A 19,580-nucleotide genomic window follows, 5' to 3' on the forward strand; every position below is an offset into this window, starting at 1 on the left:
AAATTTAATTATCTTTTATTAAAATAAAAACTATCAAAAATATAAATTACGTTTAAATTTTATTTCCACAATTTATTTAATAGGATTAGTATAAGTTAAAAATATATATAGAAAACACAATAAATAATGTCGCACTAAGCTTGTATTTTTAAATTAGTTTTGATATGCTTATGGCAATCACACCGTTAGTAAATGTTTCTTCTTATTTGACGAATTTACGCACTGCATAAACGAATCATCTTGTGTATTAACAATAAATAGGTTGTTTCAGGTTTTTACAAGCTATCCTTTGTTATTTGTAATCACAAAAAGGTAGTTGAAAAATCATTATCATCAAGGTGAACTGGCATCTCATCTCATGAGTAAATTTTTTAGGCTTTATAACTAAAATCCTCGTCTGAAACCTTAAAGTTACGTTCGAAAATTCAGAATTGTCTCAACTATTTCCCTAAAAATTAAATACCTACCCTTGAAATATTATTCTCATTGTAAAAAACCATATTCCAAAAAAAGGGATTGAATTTATGAAACTGTACAAAAGCTTAACTGTAGCCACTATAGGAGCAATTGTTGCTGGTTACGAGATATTAGGCTCTGCACTTCCCGGACAAGCTGTAATAATTTCTACTGGAGTCGTTCCTTCACCTTTGGTAATTACTCCTGGGTTAGGACAAGTTGGAAATGTTGATGTTTCAACAGGCGTATTTACTCCTTTTATTACCAATGGTGAAAATTTTAGTGAGTTAGCCTTTAATGATTTTGGGAAACTTTTCGGCATTACCACTTCTGGGGAACTATACAGTATTAGTCAGAGCCAAGGTTCATATACTTTGATTGGTAAAGGCGAATATAATGACGTAACGCTTGGATTGGGTTTTGACAAAAATAATCGACTTTATGCCACAGGGCTTGGATTAAGCTCGATCCCTCCAATAACTGCAACTCCAGACGGTAACTTTTACTCTGTTAATCAGTCTACAGGTTCTGCCAGTTTAATAGCTAAAGTCCCTAACTTACCCAGTATCTCTGATATCATATTCAATCCGAAAAATAATCAATTTTTAGCTATTTCCTCAATTGTAGGAGGAGGTGATAGTACTTTATTCTCTCTTGACTTAAATGGTGCAGCTACCGAAATTGGCAAGATTGGTTTTAGTGATGTTTATGGAATGGCTTTTGAGAATGGAACTTTGTATGCTTATACAAATGATGGCAGACAGTTGATTATTAATCAAACAACAGGAGCAGGGGTTTTTGATAAAAAGGTTACAGGACTTACTGGTGAAATCTTTGCGGCTGCAAGTTCTATTAGTGAGACAAAATCTGTTCCTGAACCAACCAGTCTTGTTGGTACAATAGTGGCTATTTTTATAGGTTGGTTGATGAAGCATAAGCAAAAAGATTCTCAATCTGCCTAGCGATACTGTTAACCCTCTCCTAAGAAAACAGAATGGTTTCTTTCATCCATAGTGGGCGATCGCTCATGAACAGCTTTTGTCACTCTGAGAAAATAAAAATAAGAGCCAAATTTTCAACTGTAGATATAACGAGCATTTGAGCGTTTATTTTCTCACACAATGCCTGAAATCAAGGTTTTTGGTAAAAGTCTTATGCTGTAAGCATTCAAGATTATTCTCTCCCGAAAGTGATAAAAGAGGGTTAAATACTTCTCCCCTCTGATCCGGCAAGTATCTTTACTAATTTTTTCCCAAAAAAAGGAATTCAATTCATGAAACTCTGTAAAGGCTTAACTGTAGCCAGTATAGGAGCAGTTATCACTGCTTGCCAGATATTAGGCTCTGCACTTCCCGGACAAGCTGTAATACTTTCTACTGGAATCGTTGAGGCTCCTGGAGTTGTTGATGTTAACTCAGGACAAGTTGGAAATCTTGATGTTTCAACAGGCATATTTACTCCTTTTATTAAAGGCGGTTTACCTTTCACCGATTTAGCCCTCAATGATACAGGAGAGCTTTTCGCTATTACTTATAATCGGCAACTATATAGTATTAATCCAAGCTCAGGCTCATCTACTTTTATTGGTGGAGGAGATAATACAACAGTTTATTTTGGATTAGGTTTTGACAAAAATAACGGGCTTTATACTACAGATCTAAATGGGAACTTCTACTCTGTTAATGAATCTACAGGTTCTGCGAGTTTAATAGCTAATACTGGCTTGTCATTCATCTCTGATATCGTATTCGATCCTAGAATTAATCGATTTTTCGGTCTATCATCGATTGTCGGAGGAAGTGATAGTACTTTATTCTCTGTTGACTTAAATGGTGCAGCTACCCCAATTGGCAATGTTGGTTCTGCTGATGTTTTGGGACTGGCTTATGATAATGGAACCTTATACGCTTATACAAATGATCGCAGGCAGCTGATTATTAATGAAACAACAGGAGCCGGGGTTTTCGATAAAAACATTACAGGAATTACTGGTGAAATCTTTGGGGCTGCCAGTTCTATTAGTGAGGCAAAATCTGTTCCTGAACCAACTACTCTTGCTGGTACAATATCCGCTATATTTGCAAGTTCGTTAATGAAGCTTAAAAGAACTTCCAAACACAAACATAAGTTATCTCACAAATAAGAATCACTATCAGCGAGGTGAAGTGGTATCTCATGGGTAGGTTTTTCAAGTTTAAACAGTTTTTTAAGGCTTTAGAACCAAAATTATCGTCTGAAACCTTAAAGTTAGGTGAAATAATTGAGCATTGCCTCAAGTGTTTTCCGAAAACTTAAATACCTATCCTTGAAATACTATTCTCATAGTAAAAAACCACATTCGCTAAAAAAGAAATTAAATTTATGGAACTGTACAAAGGTTAAAGTAGAGTTAGTATCACGGCAGTGATTTCTGCTTTCGGCATATTAGGCTCTGTGCTTCCTGGACAAGCTGTAACACTTTCTCTTGGAAGCTCCTTTGCGCTCACATCAGTAGGTTACGGAAAAATGAAAGCTTGGAAGATGCCCCAAGTGCTATGTTGAAGTACCTGGGGGAGTTGAAGCGACCGTATTTGACTCTTGTGGAGGAGAAGCTGTTGGGTTTGATTGAGAAAGAATATGGGATTAGCCTTCTTCTGTAATCTTTGGGAGAGGCCAATCACTGAAAGCTTTTGGAGTTTTAATTTCCAGGTTTAGCAGTGGCGATCAACGCCTTACGGCATCAAAGGTTTGGGCAGCAGAGGAAATTATACCAGGTATAGCAGCGATCGCAGTGATTAACGCCTTATGGTATCAAAGGTTTGGGCAGATAAGGATTCAATTTTATCTAGTGCTGTTTTTGAGTTCGTCGAAGGAACGTTTTTTTAGTCTGACTGGCGATTTTCTCCAAAGTAGGGAGTACCTAAAGCTTTTGGGGGTGTAGATTTTCCCGCTAATCCCACTAATGCCAATAAAGCGATCGCATAAGGTAGCATGACTAAAAATTGGTAAGGAATATTTACCCCTAATGCCTGAATTCGTAGTTGTAAAGCTTCTGTAGCCCCAAATAGCAAACAAGCCAAAGCACTACCTATAGGATGCCATCTACCAAAAATTAATGCTGCGATCGCAATAAATCCTTTACCAGCACTCATCCCTTCAGCAAAAAATCTTACTTGTACCAGGGTTAAATAAGCACCTCCTAAACTCGCAAGACAGCCACTAATTATCACAGCGATATAACGAACAAATGGTACTGAAATTCCAGCCGTGTCAGCAGCTTTTGGAGATTCTCCCACTGCCCGCAATGTCAGCCCAAAGCTAGTTTTAAATAAAATGTATGTAGTTAAAATAACTAAGATAAATAATAAATATACTAAAAAATCTGACTGAAATAGTAGTGGCCCAATCAGGGGAATATTGGCTAAACCAGGAATAGTAATTGTCCCAATTCCAGGTAACTGCTGTGTACTACTGCCACTAAACACTAATCGAGCTAAAAACGATGTTAATCCAGCTGCGACAAGATTAATTGCTAGCCCAGATACCAATTGATCGACACGCAAAGTTACACATAAAAAAGCATGGAGTAGTCCGACTAATCCCCCCCCAATCAAAGATACCAGGATACCAAGCCAGGGATTGCCTGTGTAGAAAGTAGCCGCAGCACTAGTAAAAGCACCTGTAAGCAACATTCCTTCTAAGGCGATATTTAAGACGCCCGCTCGTTCCGAGTACAATCCTCCAAGGGCTGCAAATGCTAGGGGGACGGCTAGGCGTAAGGTAGCGATTAAGTAATCGGAGAAGAAGTTGAGATTATTCATAGAGTTATACCATTGTAGAGACGCGATTCATCGCGTCTTTACCCAAGGATATGTTGCAATCATTAATTAAATTGGTATTATTTTTTAACGCAGAGGTTCGCAGAGGGAAGCGCAAAGTATCGCAGAGTTTTCTGGGTTAAACCTTTGCGCCTCTCTGCGTTTTGACTTTTATCTCTCTTTCGACTGCGAGACTGATAGCAATAAATAACACCATAAATCCTTGAATTGCGTAAACTACTGTTACCGGCACACCTGCACTACGCTGCATCACATTTGCACCACTGCGAAGCGCTGCGAAAAACAAAGAAGTCAAGACTACACCGATAACACTACCACGACTTAAAAAAGCGATCGCAATGGCATCAAATCCATAACCGGGGGAAACTTGTTCAAATAGCCGATATTTCAACCCCATCACCTCACAACTCCCAGCCAACCCAGCTAAACCACCTGAAAAAGCCATCACCAGCATAATGGTACGTTCAACAGATATGTGGGCATAACGGGCGGCAATGGGGTTAAATCCTACTGCTGTAATTTGATAACCTAGAGGCGATCGCACTAACAATACCCATAAAATACCTGCGGCAATTAAACCGAATAAAATCCCAGCATGGGCAAGGCTTTGGGGTAATATAATCGGCAATTGTGCTGTTTTAGCAATTAATGGCGAATAAGGACTAGGCGCACCTATTGCCATTAATGGATTTTGGACGAGGTAGCTAACTAAATTCACGGCGATATAGTTGAGCAATAATGTAGTAATTACCTCATTTACTCCGCGCATGGCTTTGAGATAACCAGGAATCCAACCCCAAACAGCACCAAAGAAAAATCCTGCCAAAAGTGCTAAGGGGATATGAATCACCGCAGGTAATCCTTGCACGTATAACCCAATTAAAGTACTTCCCAACGCACCCAGATAAATTTGTCCTTCTCCACCGATATTAAATTGTCCAGCCCGCAATGCTACTAACACGCCCAAACTAGCGAACAATAGCGGTGTCATTTTGGTGAGGGTGTTACCAAATCCAAAGTAGGTAGAGATAGATTCTTGAAATAAGATGCTATATGCGGTGATGGGATTTGCCCCAGCAATTAGCATGAGGATAGCACCGACGATGAGGGCACAGGCGATGGCAATGAGCGGTGATAGGATTGGTAACAAGAATTTCATGGGATTAGTTGCGATCATTCATTAACCCCACCAGCCATCAACAAACCAATTTCTTCCACCTTCGCCGTAGCTGCATCCAAAATAGCCACAAACTCACCTCTGTAGATTACGGCAATGCGATCGCTCATTGCCATCACTTCTTCTAACTCAGTAGAAATATATAAAATTGCCGCACCGCGATCGCGTTCTGTTAAAATTCGAGACTGGACGGCTACTGTCGCCCCGACATCTAACCCTCTTGTGGGTTGCATAGCGATAATTAAAGCTGGTGTTTGCGCCAGTTCTCGCGCTAACACCACTTTTTGTTGATTTCCTCCCGAAAGCTGACTTACCTTGATATCAATCCCATTCGCCCGAATGTCAAACTCTTGCATTGCAGCTTGGGCACGATTAGCGATCGCTTCTGGTTGTAACAAAAAACGACGACAAAATGGCAGATATTTAAAAGCTTTTAAAATCAAGTTTTGGGCAATGCTAAATTGCAACACCAATCCCATTGTCTGCCTATCTTCTGGGATGTAGCCCACTGAGGAATGCTTGGGCGTAAACTCAATTTTACCCTGCTTAATAGTCCGCACAAGAGCGATGGCATCAGCTAATTCTCGCTGTCCATTGCCATCGACACCAGCAATTCCTAAAATTTCTCCCGCCCGCAGTTCAAAAGATACATTATTTACAGCAGGAATATTTCTTTCATCAGCAACTTGCAAATTTTGTACCGATAGGATGATTTCTCCTGGTAATGTAGGACTTTTATTTAACTGTAAACTTACTTCCCGTCCTACCATTAATGTTGCTAACTGCTGAGGTGTAGCTGCTGAAGTTGATATTGTTGCTACTACCTTTCCCTGGCGCAAAACTGTTACTGAATCACAGAGATTCATTACCTCTTCTAATTTATGACTGATAAAAATGATTGTGTTACCTGCGGCTGCAAATTTTCGCAAGATAGCAATTAATGATTCTACTTCTGGCGGTGTCAAAACTGCTGTAGGTTCATCAAGAATCAACAACTTTGCTCGACGGTAGAGAACTTTGAGAATTTCTACCCGTTGTTGTGCCCCAACAGATAAATTTTCAACTTTGGCAGTGGGGTCAATTTCTAATCCATAAGCTTGGGATAATGCGGCGATTTCTTGCTGTTTATCTTCTAGATTTAGCCGCCAAGTTTTCTCCATCCCTAAGATGATATTTTCTGTGACAGTCAATTTCGGTATAAGCATGAAGTGTTGGTAAATCATGCCAATACCTAATTTAATTGCCTCATTTGGTGAAGTAATTTTTATTGGTTGTTCTTGGAGATAAATCTCACCAGCATCAGGTTGATAGAGTCCACTAATAATATTCATTAAAGTACTCTTACCTGCACCATTTTCGCCTAGTATTGCATGAATGGTTCCAGATGCAACAGAGAGGTTGATATTGTCGTTAGCAATAAAAGACCCAAAGCGTTTGGTAATATTGTTTAAGCGTAAATAGTTCATATTTACAAAACTGATAGCTCGTAGTGAAGATTCGCGTCAGTTTTACCCCACCCTAACCCTCCCCTTGTGAAGGGCAGGGAACAAGATTCAATATTTCTTATTTCCCACCTTTATAAGGGGGGATTAAGGGGGGTAATTTGACTACGAAAGTTTTTAAGATATCTGTATGTTAAACCTACGTGATTGCTTTCTTCACGCAGCGCGTATCTTTCCCAGCCTCTTTACAGTCTTCAAAAACGATTTTTTTATTAACAATATCTTGCTTTGCATTCAATACCTTTTGCTTTACTAGTTCTGGTACAATTCCTCCGAATTTTCCTAAAAATAAGATATCTGTTCTTTCTAACCCAATTGTATATATTTGTCCTTTGATTTGTTTTTGTTTAGCTAATTCTGCTATGTAAGCGATGGCTAAATCTAAGCGTTTTACAGCGCTGGTTAAAACAGCTTTTGGTGCAACATCTAATTGATCCTTGGTGTTGCCAAAAGCATATACTCCTTTTTCACTTGCTGTTTGTAAGACTACGGCTGAGGCATTATCTAACCATTGATAGATGACATCAGCACCAGAAGAAATTAGTGCGAGCGTCGCTTCCTTGGCTTTGGCAACATCATTCCAATCACCTGTAAAAGTAGAGGTAATTTGGATATTTGGTTTAACAGACTTTGCTCCTAATTCAAATCCCCGGAGTTCTCCCTCGGTAGCGGGAAACTTCTCTCCAGCAATATAAGATAATTTATTAGATTTAGTGATAGAAGCACCGATAATGCCACACAAATAACTAGCTTGTAGGTGATCTATTCGTAAAGAAGCAATATTCTCAGCCTTAAGATTACCATTCACACCCACAAAAAATGTGTTGGGGAACTGTGACGCGACTTGTTCAATTGCGGCATCAAATTGTCCGCCATGTGCGAAGATGAGATTGTACCCTTTACGAGCAAAATCTGTTAATACTTCTGTTTGATCTGCTTGTGCTACTTTTTCTACATAGGCGGTTTCTGTACGTAGCTTTTGTTTTGCTAGATTAATTCCTTCATAACCAGATTGATTCCAGCCTTTGTCAGTAATTATTCCAGGGAGAGCGATCGCTATTTTAAACCCTTCAGTACCACCCGTTGTTGTCGCTGTTGGTGTCGTCGGCTTATTACTGCAAGCTTGCACCACTAAGCTAGTAGCAAACGCTGCTGAACCAAATAAGATAAATTCACGCCGACTAAAGCTTGTTGTCATACCTCGCCTTCAGATAGATAGTTATTTCAAAACTCTAAAGTCGTAGGTGGTCTTTTGGAAACAATTTCTCCCGGATTTCTCAATCAAGACACAAAAACGTCTCTCCTCGGACAAGTTATCCTGACAATGACAATAAAACTAAACTGTTCAGTCTAGTTACTTATTGCTTTGATAATGAGTATGAACAGTACTCTATTGTAAGTTAATTAAGCAATACTTTAGCAAGCGATCGCTACACATAATGAAAAAACAAGTTATGTATTATTGACTAAGTTATTTAAAGCAGATTTAGCTACTGATTCTGCCCGTGAAGATGTAATTTTTTGGTAGAGTAAGGTAGAAGCATACAGATGACACCACAAGACGCACGACAATATGCACGTAAAGGAAACTATTTGAAGGAGCGACAATCACCTCCAAACCCAGCCAGCTAAAGGTGTGAGGGAAACAGACCCCTTGAAAAATTTGGGTGCTTATTGAGAATAAACTGTACAGTTATTAAGCAGCTATCTGTAGGGTACAATCGACATTTTCAAACTGGGTCACAATTAATCATTGCTATGGATAGAACGAGCGTGGAAAGAAAATAATGAATGTAAAAAAGGGGTGTCTGATTGAATACAGTCCCCATGAAAGCAGAAAGTGAGAAAAGAACTACCATTACTCACCTGCCAACATGAAAAATGCCAGACTTGAAGAGTTTCGTCAAGTAGCCTACAAATATTTAGGTAGAGCCAAAGACGCGACCTTTGAATTAACAGATGCTATATTACTGACCCGTAATGTTTATTCCTTAGCAGAAATCCGGGTTGAGTCATGTTTGCTCTGGTGTATTCAAAAACCCTATACTTAGGAAGTATGAAAAATATATATCGAGTAGCTCTGCATTTATCTGTGGACAAGAAATTCCAGTTCCAGACAATGCTTTAACCGTATTTTGGTAGTCAAATTTAATTTCTAATTTTTTAAAATCAGATTCTGCGGGAAACATAGGTAATAGAGAATGTAGAGCATTGTCGGGGAAATAATTAATATGATGAATCAGTTCTTTACGCCACTTTACAAATGAAATTTGTTTAACTGGATAACCAAATTTCTCTATCCAATTACTTAGATATTTACCAGATATCTGATCGGGATTGGTGATATGAAAAGCCTTTCCCAAAGATGATTTTGCTTGTGATATAGCAATAATTGCTTTGCTCACATAGTCTACAGGAATCATTTCTATCATCCTTTCTAATTCTGGGAACATTCTGAGTTGGATACAACCTTTAATCATTATAGAAAGCCAATCACTTGTATTTCCTATACCAGTTTTGCTGTGTCCAGCTACATGACCTAGCCTATAAATACACACAGGAAGTCCCCTTTCACGAGCAATCATAATTAATTTTTCCGCTACCCATTTGCTTTGAGCATAACCACCAATTAAACCTTGACTATCGTTAAGAGGATCTGATTCGGAAATTACTTGAAGCTGAGAAGATTTAGACAAATCAAAAACAGAAAGAGTAGAAATAAAATGAACAGGCTTGACTTTGATTTGGCTAGCTAACCTCAGAACTTCTTCAGTTCCCGTAACATTAGCTGCCTTCAATGTTGAATAGGGATAAATAAAATTAACTAATGCACCATTATGATATATAACATCAATACATTTGGCTAAGTTTTCAAACTCTGCTGCTGTAACACCTAAATATGGTTGAGATAAATCTCCAAGTACAGAAATAATTCTACAACTAAAGTCCTCTTCCCAAAGTAAATAAGCTTCTAGTTGAGTTTGCAATCTCTTTTTACCTTCATCAGGATTAGCAGCACGAACCAAACAATAAATATCAGCATTAGTACGTTGAAGCAATTCGTATAGTAGATAAGTACCGACAAATCCTGTTGCTCCAGTTAAGAAGATACACTTCGGCTCACTGACATCATCAAAAGCTAGTGATTGAGGTTGAATTTCCGAATCAAGAACGGCTTCAGCACTTAAATCTAAAATATTGTCGGTAATATTATTCGATGTTCCTACTTGACGAATCTTTTCAACAACTGGGGCAATATCAGCCACAGTAGGAAATTCAAACAAGCAATACACTGGCAAATCTACGCCACAGATTTGTTGTAATTTAGACAGAAATTTTACAATTAATAAAGAATTACCACCAAGTTCAAAGAAGTTGTCTCGAACTCCTACTGGAGTGATATTCAAAATAGATGACAAAATTTGAGTCAGTTGAATTTCTATAACTGTACTTGGTGGGATGTATTCATGTTTGCGGCTGATTTCTCTATCTGGTGTTGGTAGTGCTTTGCGATCGATTTTGCCGTTGGGTGTGAATGGTAGGGTGTCTAAGGTGACAAAGACACTAGGCAGCATATATTCTGGTAGCTTGTTCTTGAGAAATTCCCGGAGTTGCTTGGTGATAGGTGTTTCATCACTAGTCACTACATAGGCAATTAAGCGTTTGTCATCTGGAATATCTTCTCTGACAATGACTACGGCTTGTTGGATTTGGGGATGGGTGTTGAGGACTGTTTCAATTTCTCCGAGTTCGATGCGGAAGCCGCGAATCTTTATTTGATTATCGATGCGACCAATGTATTCGATGTTGCTATCGCTGTTGTAGCGGGCGAGGTCGCCTGTTTTGTAGAGGCGTTCTGATTTACCATCATAGAAGGGGTTGGGGATGAATTTTTCTTGAGTTAGTTTTGGTTGGTTGAGGTAACCTCGCGCTAAACCTACGCCTCCGATGTGTAATTCTCCCGGTACGCCTATGGGTACTGGTTGCAGATGGCTGTCTAAGATGTAGATTTGGGTGTTGGCAATAGGACGACCGATGGAAATTAAGCCAGACTGAGACTCAACCTGAGAAATTAGTGACCAGATGGTAGTTTCTGTCGGCCCGTAAAGGTTCCACAAGGAAGTACTCCTTACTTGTAATTCATTGGCTAACTCCCAAGGTAAAACCTCACCCCCGCAAAGTATTTTTAATTGATGGGAATTTTGCCATCCAGTCTCTAACAGTAATCGCCAAGTTACTGGAGTAGCTTGCATAATTGTTACCCCAAAGTTGACCAGCAACTCTAGCAACCGTTGTCCATCAAGGGTGACTTCACGCTTTGCTACCACTAAGCAAGCACCCACAATTATTGGCAGAAAAATTTCTAAAGCAGCAATATCAAAGTTAAAAGTTGTCACTCCAACAAGTATGTCATCTGCTGTGATTCCTGGCTGCTGGCGCATAGTACATAAGAAATTGACCACAGCACTATGTAAAATTTGCACACCTTTGGGCTTACCTGTAGACCCAGAAGTGTAGATAGTGTAAGCCAGGTTGTTAGATATAACGTCGGTGATTGGGTTTTTATCGCAATGCTGGGCTATCTGATCCCATTCGGTGTCTAGACAAACTACAACAGCTTCATGCTGGGGTAAACTTTGCACAAGTTGTTGTTGCGTCAATAACACCTCAACACCCGAATCTGCCAAGATATAACTCAACCTTTCTTGAGGATAGGTGGGGTCAAGTGGCACATAAGCACCACCAGCCTTGAGTATCCCCAACAGTCCCACCACCATCTCAACAGAACGTTCTACACAAATACCTACCAACATCTCTGGTCTCACACCGAGGCTTTGCAAATGATGTGCTAGTTGGTTAGCTCTTTGATTTAATTGTTGGTAGGATAATTGCTGGTTCTCAAACACCACGGCAATAGTCTGGGGTGTTTTATCTACCTGTTCTTCAAACAACTGATGAATACATTTATTTAAGGGATATTCACACTCAGTATCATTCCACTCCACTAACAATTGATGACGTTCTGCTGCACTTAACAAGGGTAATTCATTCACCGCTTGTTGTGGATTTTCTACAATTGCTGATAACAAGTTCTGGAAATGAGCCGCCATCCGCGCAATAGTTGACCCATCAAACAAATCAGTATTGTACTCCCATGACCCCACCAATTGCTGGTCGGTTTCGGACATCGACAGTGTTAAATCAAACTTAGCAATTGTACTTTTTGTATCTAGCTGACAGCAAGTACAACCAGGGATTTCTACTTCCCCCATTGGTGCATTTTGCCATATAAACATCACCTGAAATAAAGGTGAATAACTCAAAGAGCGTTGTGGTTGCAATTTTTCTACTACTTGTTCAAAAGGTACATCCTGATGTTCATAGGCTTGGAGTGTAGTTTCCCTGACTTGTAAAAGTAAGGTTTCAAAACTGAGATTCTCTTCAAACGTGGTTCTCAATACTAAAGTATTCACAAAAAAGCCAATCAGCGGTTCAATTTCACTGCGGTTGCGATTGGCTATCGGTAAACCAATTAAAATATCTGATTGACCACTATAACGATATAGGAAAGTCGCAAACGCCGCGTGGAGGGTCATAAACAAAGTAGTACCCGATTCACGAGACAAGGTTTGCAACTTCTGGGTGATATCAGTATTCAAGGTGAAGCTTTGTGTAGCACCCTGGTAAGTTTGCACACTGGGGCGAGTCCGGTCAGTTGGTAATTGTAATAATTCTGGTACACCATGCAATTGAGAAAGCCAATAATTGAGTTGAGTTTCAAGGTAGTACCCACTCAAGCATTGTCTCTGCCAAACTGTAAAGTCTGCATATTGGATAGGTAATTCTGATAAGGAGGAAGGAACTCCCGCACAGAAAGCTTGATATAAAGCAGATAGTTCGGCGATGAATACTCCCATTGACCAACCATCAGAAACTATGTGATGTGTCGTCATTAATAACACATATTCTCTGGGTGACAACTGCAAGAAATTACACCTGATTAATGGTGCGATTTTTAAGTCAAAGGGGGTAATTGCTTCAAGTTGTACTTGTTGTCGTAGGAGGGTTTCACACTCTGTATCTGCTACTTGTTGTAAGTCCACCAGGTTGATATTTATGGTGGCTGATGGGTGAATTACTTGTATTGGTGTGCCATTGACAGTTTGAAAACTGGTGCGTAGTACTTCGTGGCGACGGACTATTTCTGATAAAGCTTGTTGCAGGGCATTAATATCTAAGTCACCATTGATGCGGACTACTGTTGGTATGTTATAAGTTGCACTTGGTCCTGAGAGTTGGTCTAAGAACCACAGTCGCTCTTGTGCATAAGATAGGGGTAATTGTTCTCTGTCTGGTTCTCTTGGTTGAATGGGGGGAAGAGTTAATCCGTTATTAGTAGTGCGTAACTGGGTTATGGTTTGCTCTAATTGAGTAATTGTTGGAGATTCAAAAACTGCTCTGAGGGGGATTTCTATGCCAAAAGTTTGTCGGAGTCGAGAAATTACTTGAGTTGCTAATAGGGAATGTCCGCCTAAAGTAAAGATATTGTCGTGGATACTGACCCTTTCTACATTTAAAACTGATATGAAGATGTTGGAGATGATTTCTTGGGTTGCTGTACTTGGTGCTGCATATTCTTTCGGATGATTTTCAATACTTTTGTGCCACTGCCCTACTACACTTAAACTATCTTTTAAAAATTCCACTTTACAAACACGACGTTGAATTTTTCCACTAGATGTTTTAGGGATACTTCCAGTTTTCAACAACATAACATGACAAACTTCTAATTCATGTTTTGTTGCTACTGCAATTTGAATTTCTTTAACTATCTCCAAAGTGTTCAGATTTCGTAGTTGAGTTCTTTCTATCTCGCAAACAACCACCAAACATTCCTCTTTTTCCATCTCAACAGAAAATGCTGCACTACAATTCTTTCGTAGAGAAGGATGGCTGTTTTCAACGGTTAATTCAATGTCTTGGGGATAATGATTTCGTCCTCGAATGATAATTACATCTTTGAGTCTTCCTGTGACAAATAATTCTTCATTACGGATAAATCCCAAATCTCCTGTACGAAGAAATGGTCCAGAACCAGTGTCTGCTAGGTATGCTTGAAATGTTTCTTTTGTCTGCTCTGGTTTTCCCCAATAGCCCTGAACTACACTAGAACCACTAACCCAAATCTCTCCGACTTGGTTATCAGAACAAGCAGTATATGAACATGGTTCGACTATAACCACTTTCTGATCTAACCAAGTTTTTCCACTGCTTACTAAAATGCGAGTATCTGGAGCTTCTGGAGCTTTTGCAACTATGAGATTTTGTTCGAGTGCTGTCTTCGAGACACGACAAAAAACAGGTTTAGCTCCTTTTGGACTTCCTGTAACTGCGGCAGTTGACTCAGCAAGACCATAGCAAGGTGAAAATGCTTCTAGCTCAAAACCACAGTTAGAAAAAGTCTTTTGAAACAGTTCTAAAGTTTCTGCCTGAATTGGCTCTGCGCCATTAAACGCTACCTTCCAACTGCTCAGGTTAAGAGTTTCGCGCTCTTCCAAAGATACCTTGTCAACACACAGTTCATAAGCAAAATTCGGTCCGCCACTGGTATGGGCTTGGTACTGAGAAATAGCTTGGAGCCAGCGCACGGGACGTTGCAAGAAGGCTACAGGTGGCATAAGGATACACTTTGCACCGATAAACAGAGCTTGAATTGCATTTCCCAATCCCAAATCGTGGTAAAGAGGTAACCAGCTTACGTAAGTTGATTCTTCTGTATGTTTGCTTACAGCCTGGATCATCTGTTGATTGTGCAGTAAATTCCCATGAGTCACCATCACTCCTTTTGGTGTTCCTGTAGACCCGGAAGTATATTGCAAAAATGCCAAACTCTCCAGTGTCACTGATTTAGGTACAAACTTTTGAGGATTAGCTTCAATGATATCTGTAGCTAGCAACTTTAACTGGGCTAACTCTGGTTCCTCTTCCCATCCTTTCTCAATGTCAGTTAGTATTGATGTGGTTGTCAGTGCTATTTTCGCTTCGGCATCATTAACGATAGAAAGCAACCGAGACAACTTATGATTGCGTCTGGGAGGATAAACTGGAACTGCTACTACCCCAGCATACAAACAGCCAAAGAAAGCTGTAATAAACTCTAATCCAGAAGGGTATAACAGTAAAGCCCGTTCTCCTTGCATTGATTGGAGATGGACTGCGATCGCTCTAGCTTGTTTATCTAATTCTCCATAAGTAAGGCTCCCTGACTCAGTTTCTCCATTTTGGAGAAATAAATAAGCTTGCCGATCAGCCTGATATTCCCCTCTAGAGGTGAGAATGTCTAATAATGTTTTAGTTATTATTTGATACATTTATTATATTATTTATGCTTTTTTGGCTGGAGACTAATAAAGCGATTTTGTTAATACCAAAGTCAACCAAATTTATCAAGAAAGGCAGAGGGCAGAAGACAGAAGGGATTTATCCCAACTCTTCTTGCCCGATAGCGCCGGCGGCAAGCGACGCAGGAGCGTCACCGTCTGCGCGACCGGAGCGAGCAAGGGTTTAAGACCCCCACCAAATTGAAAATTTGGTGGCTCTCGAACAGAAAAGGGTTTGAATCCCCATCTGAACGAAACCTTCTGACTTGAAAATGCTCCTTCGATGAGTATCTATATAGATAGATCAGTCTCACATCGCATTTTCATGCTTGACTATGAAACTTGTTTCATCGGGACTGCCTTCTTCAATTGGACAGGATATGATTGTTCCTCTTATTCCCTTATCCATAACAAACAATCTTGCTTAGTTGTGTAAGCATATAATAGGCAATATATTTTTTCATCAATTATTTAGAATTGCCATAAACCATGAATCTATTAGATCATCAAAACAAATATGAATAGATTATTAAAATGTTAAATGTAAGTTAAAATTTAGACTTTTTTCGGAAACGCTGTTTTTATTTAGCTATAGCAAATAGTGCGCTCGCTCAATACTTATGGCATAAATCTTCTGATAGAGACACCATAACAAGATGAAATTGTATTCTATTAACAATGTCATTTTAAGGAAAATGCCTGTAAAAAAAGTGGTTTTCTATAAAAAATTGAAATGGTGATTGGGCATTGGGGAATAGGGATTGGTGAGTGGGAAGATTTGGATGCAGATTCAGACTCGAACCAAAACAATCAAGAAATTTATTGCTCAGTACTGAGATACCAATTCTCAGTCCGAGATCGTCTAGTATTCCTTAATTTCTCTACGAGACGCATTTATGAACAGGGCAGAAATTTGGGCAATTGTGGGCGCGACCTGTTGAATTCTAGAGAATTACTCAATATTAATTATTACTCAACAAAAACAGAATGGAGTAAACAGATGAGGTTTGTCCTAAGACACCGCAAGTTAGGTCAATTGATGATTATCAGCACAGTAGCAGCGACGATCAGTAATTTTGTAGGGAAAACCATAGCACAAACTCAAGCCAAAAAAACTATTCCCATGTTGAAAACTTCGACACCTGAGACGATGCAGGTGAAGTTGCAAGTGAACGGAACAGCACATAGTTTGCAGATTGAACCGCATGTTACTTTACTTGATGCGCTTCGGGAATACATAGGACTAATTGGGACTAAAAAAGGTTGCGATCATGGACAATGCGGTGCTTGCACGGTGCTGATTGATGGAAAACGGATTAATTCATGCCTGACATTTGCAATTATGCACACCGACGCAAAAATCACAACTATTGAAGGGTTGGAACAAGGAAACAATCTGCACCCGATGCAAGCGGCGTTTCTGTCCCGCGATGCGTTTCAGTGTGGCTACTGCACGCCAGGACAGATTTGCTCGGCGGTGGGTTTGGTGAACGAGGGACACGCTAAATCAGATGCCGACATTCGGGAACTGATGAGCGGCAATATCTGCCGTTGCGGTGCTTATCCAAATATCGTAGCTGCTGTCCGCGATGTCTTAGAGGGAAAAAAAGATGCAGCCGTTTAGCTATAAGAAAGCAGGACAAGCAGAAAATGCTGTGGCTTTGGTTACTCCAGATGCCCAAGCTTCGTATATCGCTGGTGGTACTAGCCTCATCGATTTGATGAAGCTGAATGTCCAAACCCCAAGAGAGTTGGTTGACATTAACCCACTCCCACTGAGCAAGATAGAAGTGCAGGGTAACGGTGTGCGGATTGGAGCAACGGCAAGCAATAGCGATGTTGCATATAGTCCGATCATTCAAGAGCGTTATCCTGTGCTATCAGAGGCGTTGCTGTCTGGGGCATCACCGCAACTGCGAAACATGGCGACAGTCGGCGGAAATTTGCTGCAACGTACCCGCTGTTACTACTTCCGCGATACTTCGATGCCCTGTAATAAGCGCGTTCCCGGTTCAGGTTGTGCGGCAATTGAGGGCTACAACCGCATTCACGCGATTCTTGGTGGTAGCGATCGCCAAAGGTAAAATTGCCCAAATCGATACAAAGGCGGCGGAGCGAGTACCAGGTGTGTTAGCAGTTATTACCCACCTCAATGCGCCCAAAGCGTCTGGAGAAAAGGGTGGCGGTCGCAAGCTGCAAGTGCTGCAAGATAACGTTGTCTTGTATAGCGGTCAGCATATTGGAGTGGTCGTTGCCGATACTTTTGAACGAGCGATGTATGCTGCCTCTCTGGTGCAAGTTAGTTATGACGAAGAGAAACCAACCATTAATATGAGGGACAACCTCGCTAAGGCATACTTACCTAAAGGTAAAATCCCTAGAGAAGAACCGCCTGACTCCGCGCACGGCAATGTCAGCCAGGGACTGGCGGCGGCGGCTGTCCGCGTCGAGCAAACTTATACGACACCGATCGAAAATCACAATCCGATGGAGCCTCATGCCACAACAGCAGTTTGGCAAGGCGATCAACTGCTGCTGTATGACGCAACTCAAGGAATCTTTCAGGTTCAACAAAAAGTTGCAGGGGCATTGGGAATCGATCCAAAGAATGTCCGTATTATGTCTTACTTTGTGGGCGGTGGCTTCGGTTGTAAAGGATCGGCTTGGTCGCACGTGCCATTAGCAGCGATCGCAGCACGGCAGGTTAATCGCCCAGTAAAATTAGTTTTGGGACGCATACAGATGTATGGGCCTGTCGGCTTTCGACCGGAGACAATTCAACAGGTGGCTCTCGGTGCAACCCGCGATGGCAAATTAACTGCTTTGCAACACGCTGGCACTTCCCAGACTTCAACTTTCGATGAATTTATTGAACCTGTTGGTAAAAGCGCCCGAATGCTTTACGCTAGCCCGAATATCGAAACTAGTCATCGTCTGGTTCAACTCGATCAAGGAACACCAACCTATATGCGGGCCCCAGGCGAAGCTTCTGGGTCGTTTGCTCTAGAATCGGCAATGGACGAACTGGCTTATGCACTCAACATTGATCCGGTGGAATTGCGCCTGCGTAACTATGCTGAAGTCGATCCCACTAAAAAACTGCCTTGGTCGAGCAAGTCACTCAGAGAATGTTACAAATTAGGGGCAGAAAAGTTTGGCTGGCAAAAGCGCAATCCTCAGCCCCGTTCAATGCGAGACGGTAATTATTTAATTGGTTGGGGTATGGCGACAGCTACTTATCCTACCAACCGTTCTCCAGCATCAGCGATCGCTAAAATTATGGCGGACGGTACAGCCGTGGTACAGAGCGGCTCCCAAGATATTGGCACGGGAACTTATACTGTGATGACTCAAGTTGCAGCTGAGGCACTTGGTCTACCAGTTAACAAAGTCCACTTTGAACTAGGCGATACAAAGATGCCAGAAACCCCTATTTCTGGTGGTTCCCAAACCGCCGCCAGTGTCAGTTCGGCTGTGCATTTAGCAGGAAATCAAGCTCGCAGTCAGCTTTTGCAACTAGCACTCGCCGATCAAAAATCGCCGCTTTATAGTTCAAATGCTGAGGATGTGATTGCCGAAAATGGCAGCTTTTTCTTAAAAAATAAATCGTCTGCAAGCGAAACATATCAGGCAATCTTGGCACGACATGGGATGAAAATGATCGAAGCGCGTGCAGATGCCAAGCTGGGAGACGAACAGAAGAAGTTCTCAATGCACGCATTTGGAGCGCAGTTTGCCGAAGTTCGCGTTGAGCCTGATTTGGGTGAAGTGCGAGTATCGCGTTGGGTGGGAACTTTTGGTGTTGGACGCATCCTCAATGCTAAAACAGCCAACAGTCAACTGATTGGTGGGATTATTTATGGTATTGGCATGGCGCTAATGGAACACACGATAATAGACCCCAACCGAGGACGCGTTGTCAACCATGATTTAGCTGAGTATCACGTACCAGTCAACGCAGACGTTCCTGATATTGAGGTGTTGTTTGTCGATGAACACAATCCACATATCAACCCGCTTGGTGTCAAAGGAATTGGTGAAATTGGCATTACTGGTACTGCAGCAGCGATCGCTAACGCTGTCTATCATGCTACTGGTAAGCGCGTCCGTGATTTGCCAATTACATTAGACAAGCTGCTGTAGTCATAGTAATTGGTGAAGTACTGTGTTTTGCAAGTAGTGCGGTTACGAGATGGTGGGATTCGCTGGGGCATCTTTCATGAACCTATCCCACTATTTCAAAAAG

10 protein-coding genes are annotated in these 19,580 nt (G+C 40.9%); 5 read left to right on the forward strand and 5 right to left on the reverse strand.

From position 1 onward, the window contains the following. Positions 1 to 524 precede the first annotated feature (524 nt). Positions 525 to 1,418: a PEP-CTERM sorting domain-containing protein gene (locus ACFG4S_RS07555; protein WP_392534206.1), complete on the forward strand. Its 894-nt coding sequence runs from the start codon at positions 525 to 527 to the stop codon at positions 1,416 to 1,418. A 311-nt stretch (positions 1,419 to 1,729) separates the two neighbouring features. After that, the gene (locus tag ACFG4S_RS07560; protein ID WP_392534207.1) at positions 1,730 to 2,599 is read left to right on the forward strand and encodes a PEP-CTERM sorting domain-containing protein; all 870 of its coding nucleotides are present in this window, start codon (positions 1,730 to 1,732) and stop codon (positions 2,597 to 2,599) included. A 718-nt stretch (positions 2,600 to 3,317) separates the two neighbouring features. On the opposite strand, the gene ACFG4S_RS07565 is transcribed toward ACFG4S_RS07560, so the two are convergent. The 5 genes from ACFG4S_RS07565 to ACFG4S_RS07585 form a co-directional block, all read right to left on the reverse strand. Then, the gene (locus ACFG4S_RS07565) at positions 3,318 to 4,256 is read right to left on the reverse strand and encodes an ABC transporter permease (protein ID WP_392534208.1); all 939 of its coding nucleotides are present in this window, start codon (positions 4,254 to 4,256) and stop codon (positions 3,318 to 3,320) included. Positions 4,257 to 4,392: 136 nt separating this feature from the next. Continuing rightward, complete coding sequence (locus ACFG4S_RS07570; RefSeq protein WP_392534209.1) at positions 4,393 to 5,451, reverse strand: ABC transporter permease; 1,059 nt, start codon at positions 5,449 to 5,451, stop codon at positions 4,393 to 4,395. Next, positions 5,448 to 6,917 (reverse strand): ABC transporter ATP-binding protein, encoded by a 1,470-nt coding sequence (locus ACFG4S_RS07575; protein ID WP_392534210.1) that lies wholly within the window; start codon positions 6,915 to 6,917, stop codon positions 5,448 to 5,450. Before ACFG4S_RS07575 ends, ACFG4S_RS07570 begins: the two co-directional genes overlap by 4 nt. A 175-nt stretch (positions 6,918 to 7,092) precedes the next feature. Next, positions 7,093 to 8,151: a BMP family protein gene (locus ACFG4S_RS07580; protein WP_392534211.1), complete on the reverse strand. Its 1,059-nt coding sequence runs from the start codon at positions 8,149 to 8,151 to the stop codon at positions 7,093 to 7,095. Between the two features lie 814 nt (positions 8,152 to 8,965). Then, a complete protein-coding gene (locus ACFG4S_RS07585) occupies positions 8,966 to 15,325 on the reverse strand; it encodes an amino acid adenylation domain-containing protein (RefSeq protein WP_392534212.1) in 6,360 nt (2,119 codons plus the stop codon). Positions 15,326 to 16,334: 1,009 nt separating this feature from the next. Between ACFG4S_RS07585 and ACFG4S_RS07590 the strand changes: the two genes are divergently transcribed. The 3 genes from ACFG4S_RS07590 to ACFG4S_RS07600 are packed head-to-tail and all read left to right on the forward strand — an operon-like array spanning position 16,335 to position 19,477. Then, complete coding sequence (locus ACFG4S_RS07590; RefSeq protein ID WP_392534213.1) at positions 16,335 to 16,958, forward strand: (2Fe-2S)-binding protein; 624 nt, start codon at positions 16,335 to 16,337, stop codon at positions 16,956 to 16,958. Next, positions 16,945 to 17,418, forward strand: a complete 474-nt coding sequence (locus ACFG4S_RS07595) for an FAD binding domain-containing protein (RefSeq protein ID WP_392534214.1) — start codon at positions 16,945 to 16,947, stop codon at positions 17,416 to 17,418. The genes ACFG4S_RS07590 and ACFG4S_RS07595 overlap by 14 nt, the downstream gene beginning before the upstream one ends. Next, on the forward strand, positions 17,363 to 19,477 hold the full coding sequence (locus ACFG4S_RS07600; protein WP_392534215.1) for a xanthine dehydrogenase family protein molybdopterin-binding subunit: 2,115 nt from the start codon (positions 17,363 to 17,365) through the stop codon (positions 19,475 to 19,477). The genes ACFG4S_RS07595 and ACFG4S_RS07600 overlap by 56 nt, the downstream gene beginning before the upstream one ends. Positions 19,478 to 19,580 lie beyond the last annotated feature (103 nt).

The organism is Nostoc sp. C117 (assembly GCF_043099735.1).
Lineage (GTDB): Bacteria > Cyanobacteriota > Cyanobacteriia > Cyanobacteriales > Nostocaceae > Nostoc.